At 37.7% G+C, this 16,070-nt stretch carries 12 protein-coding genes and 1 pseudogene; 9 read left to right on the top strand and 4 right to left on the bottom strand.

What is annotated here, in order from left to right; all coding sequences use genetic code 11:
* The first annotated feature begins 98 nt into the window (after positions 1-98).
* From MCQ_RS04895 to MCQ_RS04860, 7 genes are all read left to right on the top strand, one after another.
* Positions 99-893: a thymidylate synthase gene (locus MCQ_RS04895; protein ID WP_006923905.1), complete on the top strand. Its 795-nt coding sequence runs from the start codon at positions 99-101 to the stop codon at positions 891-893.
* Positions 890-1,399, top strand: a complete 510-nt coding sequence (locus MCQ_RS04890; protein ID WP_006923903.1) for a dihydrofolate reductase — start codon at positions 890-892, stop codon at positions 1,397-1,399. The genes MCQ_RS04895 and MCQ_RS04890 overlap by 4 nt, the downstream gene beginning before the upstream one ends.
* Before the next feature lie 117 nt (positions 1,400-1,516).
* Positions 1,517-2,662 carry an FtsH protease activity modulator HflK gene (hflK, locus tag MCQ_RS04885; protein WP_006923901.1) on the top strand — a complete coding sequence of 382 codons (1,146 nt, stop codon included), beginning with the start codon at positions 1,517-1,519 and terminating at the stop codon, positions 2,660-2,662.
* Between the two features lie 2 nt (positions 2,663-2,664).
* Positions 2,665-3,600 (top strand): protease modulator HflC, encoded by a 936-nt coding sequence (gene hflC, locus MCQ_RS04880; protein ID WP_006923899.1) that lies wholly within the window; start codon positions 2,665-2,667, stop codon positions 3,598-3,600.
* A gap of 151 nt (positions 3,601-3,751) precedes the next feature.
* On the top strand, positions 3,752-5,269 hold the full coding sequence (locus tag MCQ_RS04875; protein WP_006923897.1) for a Do family serine endopeptidase: 1,518 nt from the start codon (positions 3,752-3,754) through the stop codon (positions 5,267-5,269).
* Positions 5,270-5,868: 599 nt separating this feature from the next.
* A complete protein-coding gene (gene miaA / locus MCQ_RS04865; RefSeq protein ID WP_006923896.1) occupies positions 5,869-6,756 on the top strand; it encodes a tRNA (adenosine(37)-N6)-dimethylallyltransferase MiaA in 888 nt (295 codons plus the stop codon).
* A gap of 227 nt (positions 6,757-6,983) precedes the next feature.
* On the top strand, positions 6,984-8,783 hold the full coding sequence (locus MCQ_RS04860) for an acetolactate synthase 3 large subunit (RefSeq protein WP_035008021.1): 1,800 nt from the start codon (positions 6,984-6,986) through the stop codon (positions 8,781-8,783).
* Positions 8,784-9,460: 677 nt separating this feature from the next.
* Here the strand turns inward: MCQ_RS04860 and MCQ_RS04855 are convergent.
* The 4 genes and pseudogenes from MCQ_RS04855 to MCQ_RS04845 all read right to left on the bottom strand — a co-directional run bounded on the left by MCQ_RS04855 (position 9,461) and on the right by MCQ_RS04845 (position 12,478).
* On the bottom strand, positions 9,461-10,117 hold the full coding sequence (locus tag MCQ_RS04855; protein WP_006923894.1) for a TauD/TfdA family dioxygenase: 657 nt from the start codon (positions 10,115-10,117) through the stop codon (positions 9,461-9,463).
* A complete protein-coding gene (locus tag MCQ_RS09605) occupies positions 10,092-10,463 on the bottom strand; it encodes a hypothetical protein (protein WP_006923893.1) in 372 nt (123 codons plus the stop codon). The genes MCQ_RS04855 and MCQ_RS09605 overlap by 26 nt, the downstream gene beginning before the upstream one ends.
* Before the next feature lie 27 nt (positions 10,464-10,490).
* Positions 10,491-11,699: an MFS transporter gene (locus tag MCQ_RS04850; RefSeq protein ID WP_006923892.1), complete on the bottom strand. Its 1,209-nt coding sequence runs from the start codon at positions 11,697-11,699 to the stop codon at positions 10,491-10,493.
* Between the two features lie 230 nt (positions 11,700-11,929).
* Positions 11,930-12,478 (bottom strand): annotated as a pseudogene (locus MCQ_RS04845) (NAD(P)-dependent oxidoreductase).
* 1,249 nt (positions 12,479-13,727) lie between these two features.
* Here MCQ_RS04845 and MCQ_RS04835 point away from each other — a divergent pair.
* Positions 13,728-14,849, top strand: a complete 1,122-nt coding sequence (locus tag MCQ_RS04835; RefSeq protein ID WP_006923888.1) for an ATP-dependent DNA helicase — start codon at positions 13,728-13,730, stop codon at positions 14,847-14,849.
* Between the two features lie 83 nt (positions 14,850-14,932).
* Positions 14,933-15,667 carry a pyridoxine 5'-phosphate synthase gene (locus MCQ_RS04830; RefSeq protein ID WP_006923887.1) on the top strand — a complete coding sequence of 245 codons (735 nt, stop codon included), beginning with the start codon at positions 14,933-14,935 and terminating at the stop codon, positions 15,665-15,667.
* The last annotated feature ends 403 nt before the right edge of the window (positions 15,668-16,070 follow it).

Below are 16,070 nucleotides of genomic sequence, written 5' to 3'. Positions count from 1 at the left end.
TTGTGTAAGATGCTCTTGGGAGCCGGTTTGGACTGTATTTTTATGAATTTTGCTATTTCTCTTTTCCTGTGAGGGACAGAATCGGTCATAATGTTTACATGAAAACTTATCTTGATCTTTTATTGCATGTTTTAAATAAGGGTATTGATCGTTCAGATCGAACAGGTGTTGGGACGCGATCAGTTTTTGGGTATCAAATGCGGTTTGATTTACAGGCAGGCTTTCCTCTGTTAACAACGAAAAAATTGCATTTGCGTTCGATCATTTATGAACTTTTGTGGTTTCTGAGAGGTGATACAAATATTGCATGGTTGAAAAAACATGGCGTATCAATTTGGGATGAGTGGGCTGATGAAAAAGGTAATCTTGGTCCTATTTATGGTTACCAGTGGCGTTCTTGGCCAACTTCTGATGGACGTCATATTGATCAAATCAGTAATCTTTTGAATATGATTAAGGAAACGCCTGATTCTCGTCGCTTGATTGTATCTGCTTGGAATCCGGCATTGATAGAGGAAATGGCTTTGCCTCCTTGTCATTGTTTTTTTCAATTTTATGTTGCTGATGGTAAATTGTCGTGTCAGCTTTATCAGCGTTCAGCGGATATTTTCTTAGGTGTTCCATTTAATATTGCTTCTTATGCGTTGTTGACGATGATGATTGCGCAAGTAAGCGGACTTAAAGCGGGTGATTTTATTCATACTCTCGGTGATGCACATCTTTATTCTAACCATTTTGAACAGGCGAGATATCAATTGTCTCGTATACCAAATGCTTTGCCGTTGATGCGTATAAACCCAGCGGTAACAGATCTTTTTTCTTTTAAATTTGAGGATTTTGAATTGCTTAATTATGAAGCACAGCCACATATCAAGGCACCGGTCGCAGTATGACTTTTCCAGTTTGTTTAATAGCAGCTGTTGCAAAAAATGGTGTTATCGGTCGTGAAGGTGCAATGCCTTGGCATTTGTCGACTGATTTGCAGCGCTTTAAGGCTTTGACTTTTGGTAGACCTGTTATTATGGGGCGAAAAACTTGGGATTCTCTTGGACGTCCTTTACCAGGGCGTACAAATATTGTCATTACTCGTAATTGTGCATTTACGGCCGAAGGCGCTGTTATTGTTCACTCTTTATCTCAAGCTTGTTCTATCGCAAAAAGAGTGGCTTCTCAAAATGGTGCGGATGCAGTTTTTATTATTGGTGGTGGTGAAATTTTTCAACAAGGATTAAATATTGCTGATAAAATATTCCTTACAGAAGTTTTGGATTCTATTGAAGGTGATAGTTTTTTTCCTGTTTTTGATAAAGAGAAGTGGACTATTGTGCAAACACAATATATTCCAGAAGGAGAGAAAGACAGTCATCCGACACGTTTTGTAGTTTATGAACGAAAATAATCGTTGTGATTAAGTGGAAAGAGCCTGTTAGTTGTATTGTAATGAGGTAAGAGGCACCCTATAAGATCAAGCGAATAGTTGGTATTTAAGTAGTGGTAGTCTGTTAAAGAGGTGATGATGCCCTGGACAAATCAAAATGGTGGTGGCCCGTGGAGTGGCGATAAAAGCAAGTTTGGTGGTGACAAAAAGAAACCAGCTAAGAATCTCTTTGGTTCTGGTGGCAATAACGGTGGTGATAATAGTCCCAATCTTGATGATATTTTGCGTAAAGGGCAGGATCAGTTTAAACAATTTGGTAGGAGTGGACTTTCTGTTTTATTACTTCTGGTTGCTGTGTTTTTTTGGCTATACCAGTCAATTTATATTGTTCAGCAAAATGAGCAAGCGGTGGAGTTGCGTTTTGGCGTTCCTAAAGAAGGAATCATCGGTGATGGTTTACATTTTCATTTTTGGCCAATTGAGACCTACATGAAAGTACCTTTAACGGAAAAAACAATCGCGATTGGTGGCCAATCTGGTCAGATGCAACAAAGTGAAGGCTTAATGCTTTCGAGTGATCAGAATATCGTTAATGTCAATTTTTCCGTTTACTACCGAATTTCCCGCCCTAGTCAGTTTTTATTTAATGTGAATGATCAAGAAGGGACTGTTCGTCAGGTTGCTGAGAGTGCGATGCGTGAGGTCATTGGTTCTCGGCCAGTTGATGATGTTTTGCGTGACAAGAAAGAAGAAGTTGCTAATGATGTAAGAAAGATTATCCAGTTGACTGTAGATAAATATCAGCTTGGTGTTGAAATAAGCCGTGTGTCTATCAGTGAGGCTGCTCCTCCTACAAAGGTTGCTGCTGCGTTTAATTCTGTTCAGCAGGCAGAGCAAGAACGTGGACGAATGATTGAAGAGGGGAATCGTGTGCGTTTTACGAAGATTGGTTTAGCGAATGGTGAAGCTTCACGTACACGGGAAATCGCAAAGGGTGAAAAGGCACAAATGGTTGAAGAGGCCACAGGGCGTGCTGAGCGTTTTCAGGCTATAGCTCGTGAGGCTGCAATTTCACCAGAGGCTACGCGCTACCGTCTCTATATGGAGACGATGGGGCGTATTCTTTCTTCACCAAATAAGTTGGTTCTTGATCAAGTAAATTCTCCAGCGGTGCCCTATTTACCTCTGAACGAATTGTTGCGTGGTAATTCATCAGAAAAAGTGAAGGCAACATCAATGCGTCCTGCATCGCTATTGGATTCTCGAACTTCTGGAGGACATTAATTATGCAGCAGTCTCGTTTTTTGTTTATTTTTAGTGCTATAGTGCTTGTTTTGATGGTTTTCTGGATGTCCGTTTTTATTGTCTATCCCCGTCAACAAGTTGCAATTAAGCGTTTTGGGCAAATTGTTCAGGTAGAGTCTGATCCTGGGATCTATTTGAAGTTGCCTTTTGTAGATAAGATGATCATTGTTGATAATCGGCTGTTGCGTTACGATGTTCCTACACAATCTGTACAGGTTCGTGGTGGTGCCTATTATGAAGTGGATGCATTTTTTATTTATCGTATTACTGATCCTAAGTTGTTTTTACAGCGTATTGCTTCTGGGCGTCCGCAAATTGCTGCGCGTGAAAATCTTGCACCGCGTTTTATTGACGCTTTGCGTGCCGTTTATGGTAAGCGAGAATTTAAAGCGGCTTTATCGGATGAACGAGGAGCTATGATGGCTGAGGTACAGAAGCAGTTTTCTGTAGATGCAGGTTCGTTGGGGATTACCATTGTTGATGTGCGTATTCGCAAAACCGATTTAACCGATGCTGTTTCAGAAGATGTCTATCGGCAAATGGCGGCTGAACGTGAAGCTGCTGCAGAAAATATTCGTGCTCGTGGTCAGCAAGAACGGGATCGTATTGTGGCGGAAGCTAATCGTGAATATGAAGAAATCGTAGCAGCTGCAAAACGTGATGCCGAAATTACCCGTGGTGAAGGTCAGGCTGAAAGTATTCGCCTTTTATTGAATGCGCGGGAGGCTAATCCGTCTTTTTACGATTTTTGGTTGGCTATGGAGCAATATAAAAATTTAGAGCGCACTCCGATGGTGATTTCACCACATGAAGATTTCTTTTTCTATTTTCGTAATCCGCCACAAGCAAATAGAGAATTCTTACCAACAATGAATACTGGACTTAATAATACGGGTAAAAAAACCGCGGGAGAATAGATAGGACAATGGATTGCGGTCTGAATTTTTTATGAGGTAATTCGTGATCGCTTTCTTTTATGATGAAAGTGGTATAGCGTTTTAAGAGCCATAATAATTTCGCATGAATGAATTTAGTAATGCTCTTTGCAGTATTTATCGAAGGCAGGTTATGGGTAAAAATATTAGGGATAAAAATACGTCTCTGAAGCGCTTTGCTATAGGAGCCGCCATCAGTGTAGTTTTGTTTTTTTCAGGATTAATGAATTGTTGGTCTCGTGAGGGAGTATACGAAACTACACCACTTTCTATTCCTGATTTAGCTGCTGAGCTTTTGGAGACAGTGGTGAATATTTCCACAGCCCAGACCGTTGATGGGACCGAACAGGACGAACTGACTTCAGTACCTGTTATCCCAAAGGATTCATTGCTGCAAGAATATTTTAGTGATTTTTTTACGCCTGAAGATGGAAAAGGGAGCCAGTATCAAAAGGTACGTTCTTTGGGATCTGGTTTTGTGATTGATGCGCGAAGAGGGCTTATTGTTACAAATTATCATGTTATCGTTGATGCTGATGATATTGAAGTTAATTTTACTGATGGTACAAAGCTAAAAGCAAAATTACTTGGAAAGGATAGCAAGACTGATTTGGCACTGCTTCAAGTGGAAGTAGGAAGAAAAAAATTAAAAGCTGTACGTTTCGCAGACTCAGAAAAGGCGCGCATTGGTGATTGGGTTATGGCTATTGGTAACCCTTATGGTTTTGGTAGTAGTGTGACGGTTGGTATTATTTCTGCACGCAATCGTGATCTTAATGCTGGTCCTTATGATAATTTTATTCAGACTGATGCAGCCATTAATCGGGGCAATTCTGGAGGTCCATTATTTGATAGAAATGGTGAAGTGATAGGGATTAATACAGCAATTATTTCGCCCTCTGGAGGATCGATTGGTATTGGTTTTGCTATACCATCTGATATGGCTCTTTCTGTTATCAATCAGTTGCGTGATTTTGGGGAAATAAGGCGCGGTTGGTTAGCTATTCGTATTCAACCAGTGACTGAGGGTATTGCAAAAAGTTTGAAGCTGGAAAATCCTGTGGGGGCGTTGGTTGCAGGTAAGATGGAACAGACGGATGTTGATAATAGCCAGTTGCATATTGGGGATATCATTCTTTCCTTCGGGAGTGCTCAAATTAAGCATGCACGTGATTTGCCGCGTTTAGTAGCAGAAAGTCAGGAAGGGAAGGTGGTAGATGTTACTGTTTTGCGGAATGGGCAAGAAAAAACGGTAAAAGTTAAGCTTGGACGTTTAATTGAGACAGATGCAAATGAAGATACAGTAGAAGAATCCGATGATGAAAAAAGTGGTGCTTTATCGAAAAGCGTGACAATGCAATTTATGGGAATGACATTATCTGAGCTTACAGCGGATTTACGTCAACGTTATTCTATTACTGATAAACTTCGAGGTTTAGTCGTGACGTCTGTTGCACAAAATAGCGCGGCAGATAAAAAGCGTATTCGCGCTGGTGAAGTGATTGTTGATATCAATCAAAGTGCTGTCACAACAATTGATCAGGCGCAAAAACGTGTTCATAAATTACGTGAAGCTGGACGCAAAAATGCTTTATTCATTGTTGCTCGTCCAGATGGAGAATTACGGTTTGTAACACTTCCAATGGACTAAATATTGAGGAATTGTTTTTTGAATGGGTGTTTAACTAGTTTGTATTTTTGTTATGTCTATTAAAATTTGTAATAGCTGATGGTTTACTCTCTTTAGTTTGCAAAAATACAATTATACAAAAAATTAATATCAAAACCAGTATTTATAGGCCGGCTGAGTTTTTCTTTGCGGTAGATGGAAAAAAAGTTGCAAGAGTAGAGCTTGAAAAAAATAATTTACTTGGCGCTTATGATAAACCAGAATTTATAAAAAGATAAGACTATTTAATTTGAGATATTAAGTTAAATAGTTAGCATGCAAAGCGTATGTGTATTTATGATGGGTTTTCTGAAAGAATTTTTGTGGGCTGTATTTTGTTATGAAATGATGATAGCAAGAAGAATTGCTGTGAGATTTTTTTAGCATTGTTATTGTGTTCATTTTTTATTTTTTCAAGAGGTTAAGAATTATCCTAGTATTTTCAATATTTTAAGCATAGATGTTCTTTTTTTGTTTGAAAAGCTCACTCTATGACAATGTAGATGAAATATAAGGGCTTTAGGGGAGGGCATGCATCTTGTAATAAAGCGATGTATGACAGACATAGGGGATTTCCATTTATGATGCAGAGAACGATTACATTGATAGCAGGGCCAACTGCAAGTGGGAAGTCAGCCCTTGCTTTACAAATGGCTCAAGAAAAAAATGCTCTCATCATTAACACTGATTCAATGCAAGTTTATGATGTTTTAAATATTTTAACGGCACGGCCTACGGAGGTTGATACTGCGATTGTTCCACACTATCTCTATGGTTATGTGAATCCTACTCTTCATTATTCAGTGGGACAGTGGTTATGTGATGTTGGAAAGCTTTTAAATACTTTCACATCGAAATCACTTATTTTTGTCGGTGGAACAGGGCTTTATTTTCGTGCTCTTTTGGGGGGAATTTCGGAAATTCCACATATTCCAGATGCTGTGAGGCAGAAATGGCGATTTCGGCTTGATAAAGAGGGAGCTGAAAACCTTTATCGCCGGTTGTTGCAGGTTGATGCTGTTCTCGCTGAGAAAATTTCTTCGCAAGATGGTCAGCGTATTGTTCGTGCTTTGGAGGTTTATGATGCAACTGGTAAGAAGCTCAGCTGGTGGCAGAAGAAAAAAACGCTTCCGCTGATTTCGCCAGATTGTTCAGAAAAAATTCTTCTTATTCCACCACGTCAATGGCTTTATGAACGTATTCATAAGCGGCTTGATTCTATGATTGAAAGAGGAGCTTTAGAAGAGGTGTTTGCTATGAAGAAGCTTATGCTTTCCCCTTTGTTACCAGCGATGAAGGCTATTGGTATATCTGAATTTATAGCTTATTTGGATGGATATAGAAGCTTTGAGAATGCTCTAGAAACAGTGAAGATGCAAACGAGGAGATATGCAAAAAGGCAAATGACATGGTTTCGTCATCAATTTGATGAGACATGGACCCTTATTTCTTCATATGAAGAGCTTTAGTAAATTTTAAAAGAAGAGAGCATTTTGAATGGAAAGTTTTTAAAAAGGTAATTTTTGATTGACGAATGGCATTGATAGAATTAGAACTTTTTTCATAAGGAATATCTTTCTTACAGTGCGTTGTACGTTTTAAATGGGGGGATAATTATACGATATATTTTTTTCGTGTGTAATAGGCTCCTTTGGGAGCCTTTTTTTATTGTATTATCAATGGGCGAATGGGGAAAATGATAAATCATCTAACAGTGAAAGAGAGTGCGGATGGAAAAATAATGTCTGGGGCTGAAATTGTGGTTCAAGCTCTTATTGATCAAGGGGTTAAACATCTCTTCGGTTATCCTGGTGGAGCTGTTCTTCCTATTTTTGATGTTATTTATCAACAAAATTCACTTCAGCATATTTTGGTCCGTCATGAACAAGCAGCAGGACATGCTGCTGAAGGTTATGCACGAAGCACAGGAAGAGTGGGAGTTATGCTTGTGACTTCTGGTCCGGGTGCAACTAACGCTGTAACGCCTCTGCAAGATGCATTCATGGATTCTATTCCACTTGTTTGTTTTTCTGGGCAGGTGCCGACAACAGTGATTGGAACAAATGGTTTTCAAGAAGCTGATACAGTCGGTATTACAAAGCCTTCTACAAAATATAATTGTTTAGTTAAAGATGTGAATGATCTTGCAGCGATCATCCATGAAGCCTTCTCTATAGCTCAATCAGGACGCCCAGGACCGGTTTTAGTTGATATTCCTAAAGATGTTCAATTTTCTTCGGGAATTTATAAAGCGCCGCAAGCTTCGACATCTATGCGTTCTTATTCACAGCCGAAAGGGAATATTCAGGCTATCGGACATGCTGTTTCTCTTTTGGCAGAAGCAAAACGTCCTATTATTTATTCTGGTGGTGGTGTTGTTTCATCAGGTCCTGAAGCTGTACAGTTTTTGCGTGATTTGGTTCAATTGGGAAATTTTCCGATTACTTCAACACTCATGGGACTTGGCGCTTATCCAGCTTCTAGAAAGAATTGGCTTGGAATGCTTGGGATGCATGGAACCTATGAAGCTAATATGGCTATGCATGATTGTGATGTTATGTTGGCTGTTGGTGCGCGATTTGATGATCGTATTACTGGGCGTCTTGATGCATTTGCACCTTATGCGCGTATTATTCATATTGATATTGATCCTTCTTCCATCAATAAGATAGTAAAAGTAGAAGTACCACTTATTGGTGATATTGCTTGTGTTTTAGGAGATATGGTGCGGCTCTTAAAGATACAGCAACCAGCGTTTAACAGTGCAGTCCGTGAGGCGTGGTGGGCGCAAATTAATCGCTGGAGGGCTCGTAATTCATTGGCATATGCGGAGAAAAAAGATATTATTATGCCGCAATATGCTCTTGAACGGCTTTATGCACTAACCAAAAATGCGAATGCTTATATCACAACGGATGTTGGACAGCATCAGATGTGGGCAGCACAATATTATCGCTTTGATGAACCAAACCATTGGATGACTTCTGGTGGCCTTGGGACTATGGGTTATGGTCTCCCTGCTGCTGTTGGTGTTCAAATAGCACATCCTGATGCGCTTGTTTTATGTATTTCTGGTGATGCCTCTATTCAAATGAATATTCAAGAGCTTGCAACAGCAATTCAGCATGACACACCAGTGAAAATTTTTATTTTAAATAATCAGTATATGGGTATGGTCCGTCAGTGGCAGCAATTGTTGCATGGTAATCGTCTTTCTCATTCTTATACGGAATCTATGCCTGACTTTGTGAAATTGGCACAAGCTTATGGAGCCGTTGGTATCCGTTGTTCAAAACCTGATGAACTTGATGATAAAATTCAGCAGATGATTGACTGTGATAAGCCAGTTCTCTTCGATTGCCTAGTTGATAATTTAGAAAATTGTTTTCCAATGATCCCATCTGGGTGTGCCCATAATGAGATGTTATTACCCGATGAGGCAAGCGAGGAAGCTGTTGCAAATGCTGTTTCTTCCGAGGGAAAGATTCTTGTATAAAATGAATATGTTAACAAAATAGTGAAGGATGGTGATGATGAAGTCTTTGGAGTCTTCATCTCTGTCTCTTCTTTGTGGAGAGTTCCTGTTATCCTTAGAGTTCATTTTATGATTTTCATTCTTTGTTTAAAGACATGGGGTGTATTCTTATTTGTTGATCTAAAAAATTTTATAACCCGTGTGCTCAATTATATTTGAATTTATTTGTACGCGATGTTTGTTTTTTTACTTCATATGTTCACATTGATAGCTGTTCATTGCATTTTTTAGATAATACATTGAATTATCTATTATAAATTAATTATGTTGTCTCATCTATGAAAGTTTCCATCGTGCAAGAAAAAAAGCTGCCATGCTTGAAGGGGGCAACCATGCAAGCCGTCATGCCTATGAAAACAATAGAAAAGTTTGTCACTATGTTTTGGTTTCGCATTATGAAATTACTCAAAATCGCTCTTTCAAGAGCTTGATAGGAGAATCCCCCTAGCGGCTTGAAAGGAAGGGAAAAAATAACAAAGATCAAAGGCAGCCATAGAAAATCAATTGGCCCCCATAGCTTATAATCAGATAGTAACCTCACCTAATTATGCAGGAGAAATCTATATATATATATATGAGATGTGCAGTCAATATATATAAACCAGAATAATACTCAATATCATATCATTATCAGGACATTAGCATTGAAAATCAAATACTCTTTCTTTTATTTGTTCTACATATCTATGATTCCATAAATCTGCAGACACAAACACTCTTTGAATCCACCGCATTGGATTTTCATAATTATCAAATGATCCAGAAAATTTATCTCTAGAGTGTAGAGCCATTCTGTTATCAATGTATAATAATCTTCCTGGTTGTACATCAATTCCAAAAGATACAGCCTTAATAGCTTCATAAAAATGATCTAAAGCTTCCTTGGCTTTTTTTGACTGTGGTTCTAACATGCCCGGATAAAAAACAGCGCTGATATCTGGAAATTCATCGTCCCCTTGAACTAGGGGCACTTTACTTGTAGAGGTTACCCCATTTTTTCTCCATCTATAGGGAACATTAATTATATATAAACTATCCTTTAAGCTACTCAAAGCTTCCTCACTTAAAAGTTTTAAAGCGAGACGTGCATCAGATATTCTCGTTAACGGGCCATCAACATCATTGCGAACACCAGTTAAAAGTATCCCTTTAGGAGATAAATTTAAACCCCTTATGAATTTTAGTGCAGAATTTTCTATATGAAAATCTAACTCAACTTCCGATCCTAATCCTGTATAATCTTTTTTATTCTCCTCTAAAGGAACCAGGTTATTTACTATAATGTTCGCCTTCAAACTTAATTGAATAAGGTTCTCCGATTAATAAAGAAAACATCATAATTAAATTTTCGCTAATATAGCCACTTTTACAAGACGCATCTAAATTATAAGGATTAGGTGACGTATTAATTTTTCTATCAATTGGAAGGTTTTCAAAGATTAAATATGGTCTAGGGGTAATAGACATCTTTTGATTCATAAGAATTGTCAATATTCTATGTGGTAGCAGTGAAAATGCTATTTTTTTTAGCTTAACCGAATATTCAATACCACCGTATGGATCATAAATAACATGGTCTAAAGCCTCCCGAACTTTGTCTCTTTCGTCATTGCTCAACTCAAAAGTATTTTCATTTATCATTATAATTTTCTCCCCAATTATATTTCCCTACTTTTTTATTAAGAAAAGTGAAAAAACAATCATTAAAATTAAAATCAGCCATGTTAGTAAATAAGTGTCTGTAAAATCTTGGATTAATCCAAATAATGGTGGAGCAGTAATAATTGCGATTTGATTTACAGACATTGCTAAACCCAGAGAAAATCCAACGTTTTCTTTCGGCGAGGAGTCTACAATATAAGCAACCCAAGGGCCATACCATCCTAATCCAAAAAAACCTAACCAAGCAGATAAAATAGTTAAATAAATTATGGATCCACTCATGCCCAAAATTAATGTTAAAAATCCAAAAACTACTGCAATCATGCAAAACAAGACAGGAAAAAATCGTCCTTTTCTACAATGATCACTCCACGCTGCTAAAATAATTCTTCCTAAGGCACCAGAAGCCTGTAAAATAAAAAACAAATAAGCACTTTTATCTAGAGACAGGTGATAGATTCTATGAAAATAAATCGTTATAAAAATGGTTAAAACATATTGAACTATCACAAGTGAAACGCCTGAAAAAATAATATTCTTCATATGTGGCGTAGCCAACATCGCAAGACGAGATCTTACATTTGCGTAGAACGAAATTCTTGCCTTGTTTTTTGGAACGATAGCGACAACTTTTGCTGGTGAGTGATAAAAAATAATAAATATACATCCCCCTAAAAAAGAAACTATGGCACCAACCAAAAACGCACCTTGTATGCCATAGACAAACGCACTAGCAGGAAGAACTATCCCAGCCAATGCCCCACCTAATGGTAGCCCCGCCTGCCTTATTCCCATTGCAAATCCGCGCTGCGATTGTGGAAACCATGAAGAAACAGATTTAGCGCCACCGGGTTGAGCAGAACTGTAAAATCCTCCTACAATTAGCAAACAAACCAAAAGGGAAATATAGTTATCTGCGATTGCTCCCAACAAAAGAGCGACAGAAACGCCGACTGCGCCAGCTCCAACAATATAGCGCTCGTTAAACTTGTCTAGTAATTCGCCAGCTACAAGTAACCCAATAATAGGTAGGAATTGCGCTGCTGAAGACAGCAAACCTATCTGAGAGTCATTAAGCGAGAAATCCTTCTTAAAAAATTCAGCTAAAGGACCAATTCCTTGAACAAAGAAGCAAGCTGATGCTTGAGCGATAGTGGCAACAAGCAATACAATCCATTTATAATAATTTTTTTCTATAAATTTATTATTGCTCACTATGCCCCCTCCAATTAAAGTGTATTCCAATGAAGTAGCCTTTTTTAATAATAATTACAACAATAAATGAGGTATTTTATGCTGATTACATAAAAATCTGTCGATACGCTTGGTATTAATGTGAAAGCTAAGGAATATGCTTCATTTAAGGAAATAAGCTATTAGGTGTAGTGCAAATTTGATACGCTAGCGGTATAAGATAAATTTTACAAACATTGGCTCAGCCGTCATTAAGCGCTCTTCATAAAAGACGCTATATTTTGGCAAGCTTTTTCAATATAATTCTCAAAGCTTTCTCCAGTCACATAGCCCAAATGTGGTGTGCAAAGAACTCTATCTGATTGCAATAATTTGCTCTCATATACTGGCTCGCTGTCATAAACATCGAGTGCAAAGTAAGTTGAATTTTCCAAACTTAGTATTTTTTCTATCGCCCCTTTTTCAACCAAAGCTGAACGCGCTGTGTTGACAAAAATAGCATGAGGTTTCATGCTCAATAGATCATCTCATTGAATGATTTCTCTGGTTTTATCGCTTAAACGTAAATTTACGGATATAATGTCAGGACGTATAAAAAATTTATCTTTTGAATGCGTAAAATGATAACCTAGATTTTTTGCTTCTTGCGTTGAACGCTCACTCCCATAAACCAAAATGGACATGCCAAAAGCTTGAGCATATTGAGCAACCATTTTACCAATACGCCCAAACCCGAATATTCCAAGAGTAGCCCCTTTCATTTGGTTGCCAAATGTTTTTTGCCATCGTCCTTTTTTCATATCAGACACAGATTCACAGAGTTTTCTACGCGCAGACATAGTTAAGAGCCACGCAAATTCAGCAGCAGAAGTTGGATTTCCACCACCCTCTAATATTTCACTTCCTAAGTCTCTACAAGCTTTTATATCAATGTGTGAATATATGGGTGTGGCAGATTAATTTTAAATTTGGCAGTTTCAGGAGAAGATTCCTATCAAATATAGTCCGCTCTTTGATTAAGATAAGAATATCCATCTCTTTGAGCTCATTATTTTATTTCTAAAACGACCAAAAAGCAATCTCACCACTGATATTTTGACATAACGCCAAGCCTATTAGCAAATTATACCCTTTGATTTCATTGTTATTTCTAACAATAAGAATAGCATTAAGTTAGTTTTTATAAAATTTAAAACATTGCAACAAAAAGAAAAAGTTTGATTTCGCAGATGTAGAATTGCGCTTTTCTCATATTCTAGAGGACGAATTTGAAGTGCTACACTGGACTAAAACTATGCCCCAGTTTTTTATAATAGACTACCAAGAAGGCCATACTTACGAACCAGATTTTATTGTCGAAATAGAAAAAGCTATATATTTGTGCGAGATAAAGCGTGCTTCATATAAGCGTGATATCTTTCTTTATGCGTTGAGATATAACTTATTTGTAGCATGAAGAGTGAATTTATGAAAATTATGATAAGGGGGAGAGAGGAACTTTATAGGTGTATCATCATAGGCTTAAGTAGTTTTGTTGAGAGCTATTTCTGTTTCTGCCAAAAGGTTTTTGATGTATTTAATTATTATTTCGTAATAGTGGATGTACTTTATTTTATGTGCAAGAAAGCCGATTGATTGTGTAAAATAGTATGCATAAAATTACATTATTCTTATCCTGTTAAGGACATTTTTTCTGGCGAGGATTTTGCAATTGCAATGCTCTTTTTCTCATTCTAAATTTTGGGTTAGAAAAAGCGTATATAGGTGTTATTTCAAATTTAAGATATGTATATTCTATTGTTGGTGTTACTGTTGTAAAAAACGATATTATCCTTTGATAAGTATAAGGTTTTACCAAGAAGATCGATGTATAGATAAAATTTAGATTGTTACAATATCTTGAAAAAGCAATGGGTAAATAATTGATAATTGTGCTACGAAAGTTGTTAGATGGGCATATGTCAGCAATTCTTAATAAAAAAGTTTTTCTTGATAGGAGTTTTTTTTCAAAATACTGCTCTTTTTATGCAAATCTTGTGTTGGTAGGCTATGCAGTTTTCACCAGAACAAGATAATGCATTGAAGGCTGTTGCTGCGTGGTTGAAAGAGGGGCGCTCTCCGCTTTTTCGTCTTTTTGGCTATGCTGGAACAGGGAAAACGACACTTGCTCGCTATTTTGCGGAAACAGTTGATGGCTCTGTCCAGTTTGCTGCGTTCACAGGTAAAGCAGCTCAGGTTTTGCGTTCTAAAGGTGCAAGCAATGCTTGTACTATTCATTCGCTGATTTATTGCCCGCGTGGGGAAGAAGAAGTTTCCGATGAAGTTACGGGAAAAAAATCAATTGCCCCGACATTTGCGTTAAATCGTAGAAGTGCAGCTGCACAAGCTAAGCTCATTATTGTCGATGAGTGTTCGATGGTAGATGAACAATTAGCGCGTGATTTAATGAGTTTTCGGACGCCAGTTCTTGTTCTTGGTGATCCAGGTCAGTTGCCTCCTATATCAGGAGGAGGTTTTTTTTCCAATGGTGCGCCAGATTTTCTTCTCTCAGAAATTCATCGACAAGCGCAAGATAACCCAATTATTCGTTTAGCGATGAATGTGCGTGAAGGGCGCGATATTGCTTATGGTGATTATGGGGCAGCGCGCGTTGTTACACGTAAAGAGGTTGATAAAAAATTGGTTTTAGAGGCTGATCAGCTTTTGGTAGGGATTAACCGAACACGTTATCTTTATAATAAACGTTTACGTGAGTTGAAGGGGTTTACAGCAGATTATCCACAAGCAGGAGACAAGCTTGTGTGTTTGCGCAATGACCCCGCTAAAGGCTTGTTGAATGGCTCTTTGTGGAAGGTTCTAACTTCACAGAAGGAAACCGTTAAACCCGGTGTTAATCTTCTCGTTAAACCAGAGGAGAGTGAGCGCGGAGTGGTTAAGATAAAGCTTTTGAAAGCAATATTTGAGAATCCTGATAATGAGATTTCATGGCAATTAAAAAAAAGATATGACGATTTTGATTATGGATATGCATTAACTGTTCATAAAGCGCAAGGGTCCCAATGGGACAATGTGGTTTTATTTGACGAAAGTTTTGCATTTCGTGATATGTATGCGCGCTGGCTTTATACCGGAATTACACGTGCGGCAGAGCGTTTAACGATTGTTCGATAGAAGAAAATATTGTTATTGTTTGAGATTGCGCTGGGAATCTATTTTTTTTGTCTTTAGAAATATATATGCAAGTAGGGATCTGTATGGCAGTAAAACTTTCGGTTAATCTCAATGCTGTTGCTGTTTTGCGCAATCGCCGTAATCTTCCGTGGCCAAATATTAAGAATATTGGACATATAGCGCTCACAGCAGGTGCAGCAGGTTTGACGGTTCATCCACGCCCAGATGAGCGACATATTCGTTTTAACGATTTGCCGGAGATACGCTGTTTAATTAACAGTGCTTTTCCTGCTGCAGAGTTTAATATTGAAGGATATCCAAGCGATATATTTTTGGATTTGGCAGAAAAATATGCTGATCAGATTACCCTTGTCCCTGATGATCCAGCTCAGTCAACCTCTGATCATGGTTGGGATTTTGTTCGTGATGCAGAGTTTTTAGCGCCCATTGTTCAGCGCTTAAAAAAAAGAAAAATTCGTGTGTCGTTATTTGCTAATCCTCTTTTAGAGGGGCTTGACATTGCTAAAGCAATTGGTGCTGATCGTGTAGAATTTTATACTGGGCCTTATGGGGGCGCGTTTAAAGATAAGATAAAACAGGATCAAGAGTTGCATAAACTTACTTTAGCGGCAAAAAAGGCCAAAGAGCTGCATTTAGGGGTGAATGCAGGACATGATTTGACGGTTCATAATCTTCCTAATCTTGTCAATCGTATTCCTTGGCTTGACGAAGTTTCCATTGGTCATGGGCTTATTGCTGATGCGTTAGAACATGGAATGCATGAAACTGTTCAACGTTTCGTTCGGTTATTATCGTAATCCTTTGTTTCTTTATTCAATTTTCCGGATGAGGTTTTATAAAGCTCTGTCTCAATTCTAGTTCTGTTTCAAAAGAATAACTTTGCACGTTCTGAGAACAATAACGCCGCTCTGCTGATGATGTATTTATTTATAGTTCGTTATATTTTTTTAGCACATTAAATGTTTTTATATAAATACTCTTGATTATAAAGATGTTTTTATTTGAAATATTTTCATGTTCTCTTTAAGTATATAAAAATAATATTTTAAAAATATTGTTTTTATCAAAAAAATGCGTAGAGGGTTATGTGAATAATTGTTGTTATAATAAGGAAGATGAAGTTATTTTTTTGTACTAGAGTGTAAAGAAAGACTATGCTTATTTTATAATTTTTCTTGCTATCCACTTTAATTTAGTTCA

Source organism: Candidatus Bartonella washoeensis Sb944nv (assembly GCF_000278135.1).
Taxonomy (GTDB): Bacteria; Pseudomonadota; Alphaproteobacteria; order Rhizobiales; family Rhizobiaceae; genus Bartonella; species Bartonella washoeensis.
The sequence above is the reverse complement of the archived record's forward strand: the minus strand, read 5'-3'. Positions and strand labels throughout refer to the sequence as shown.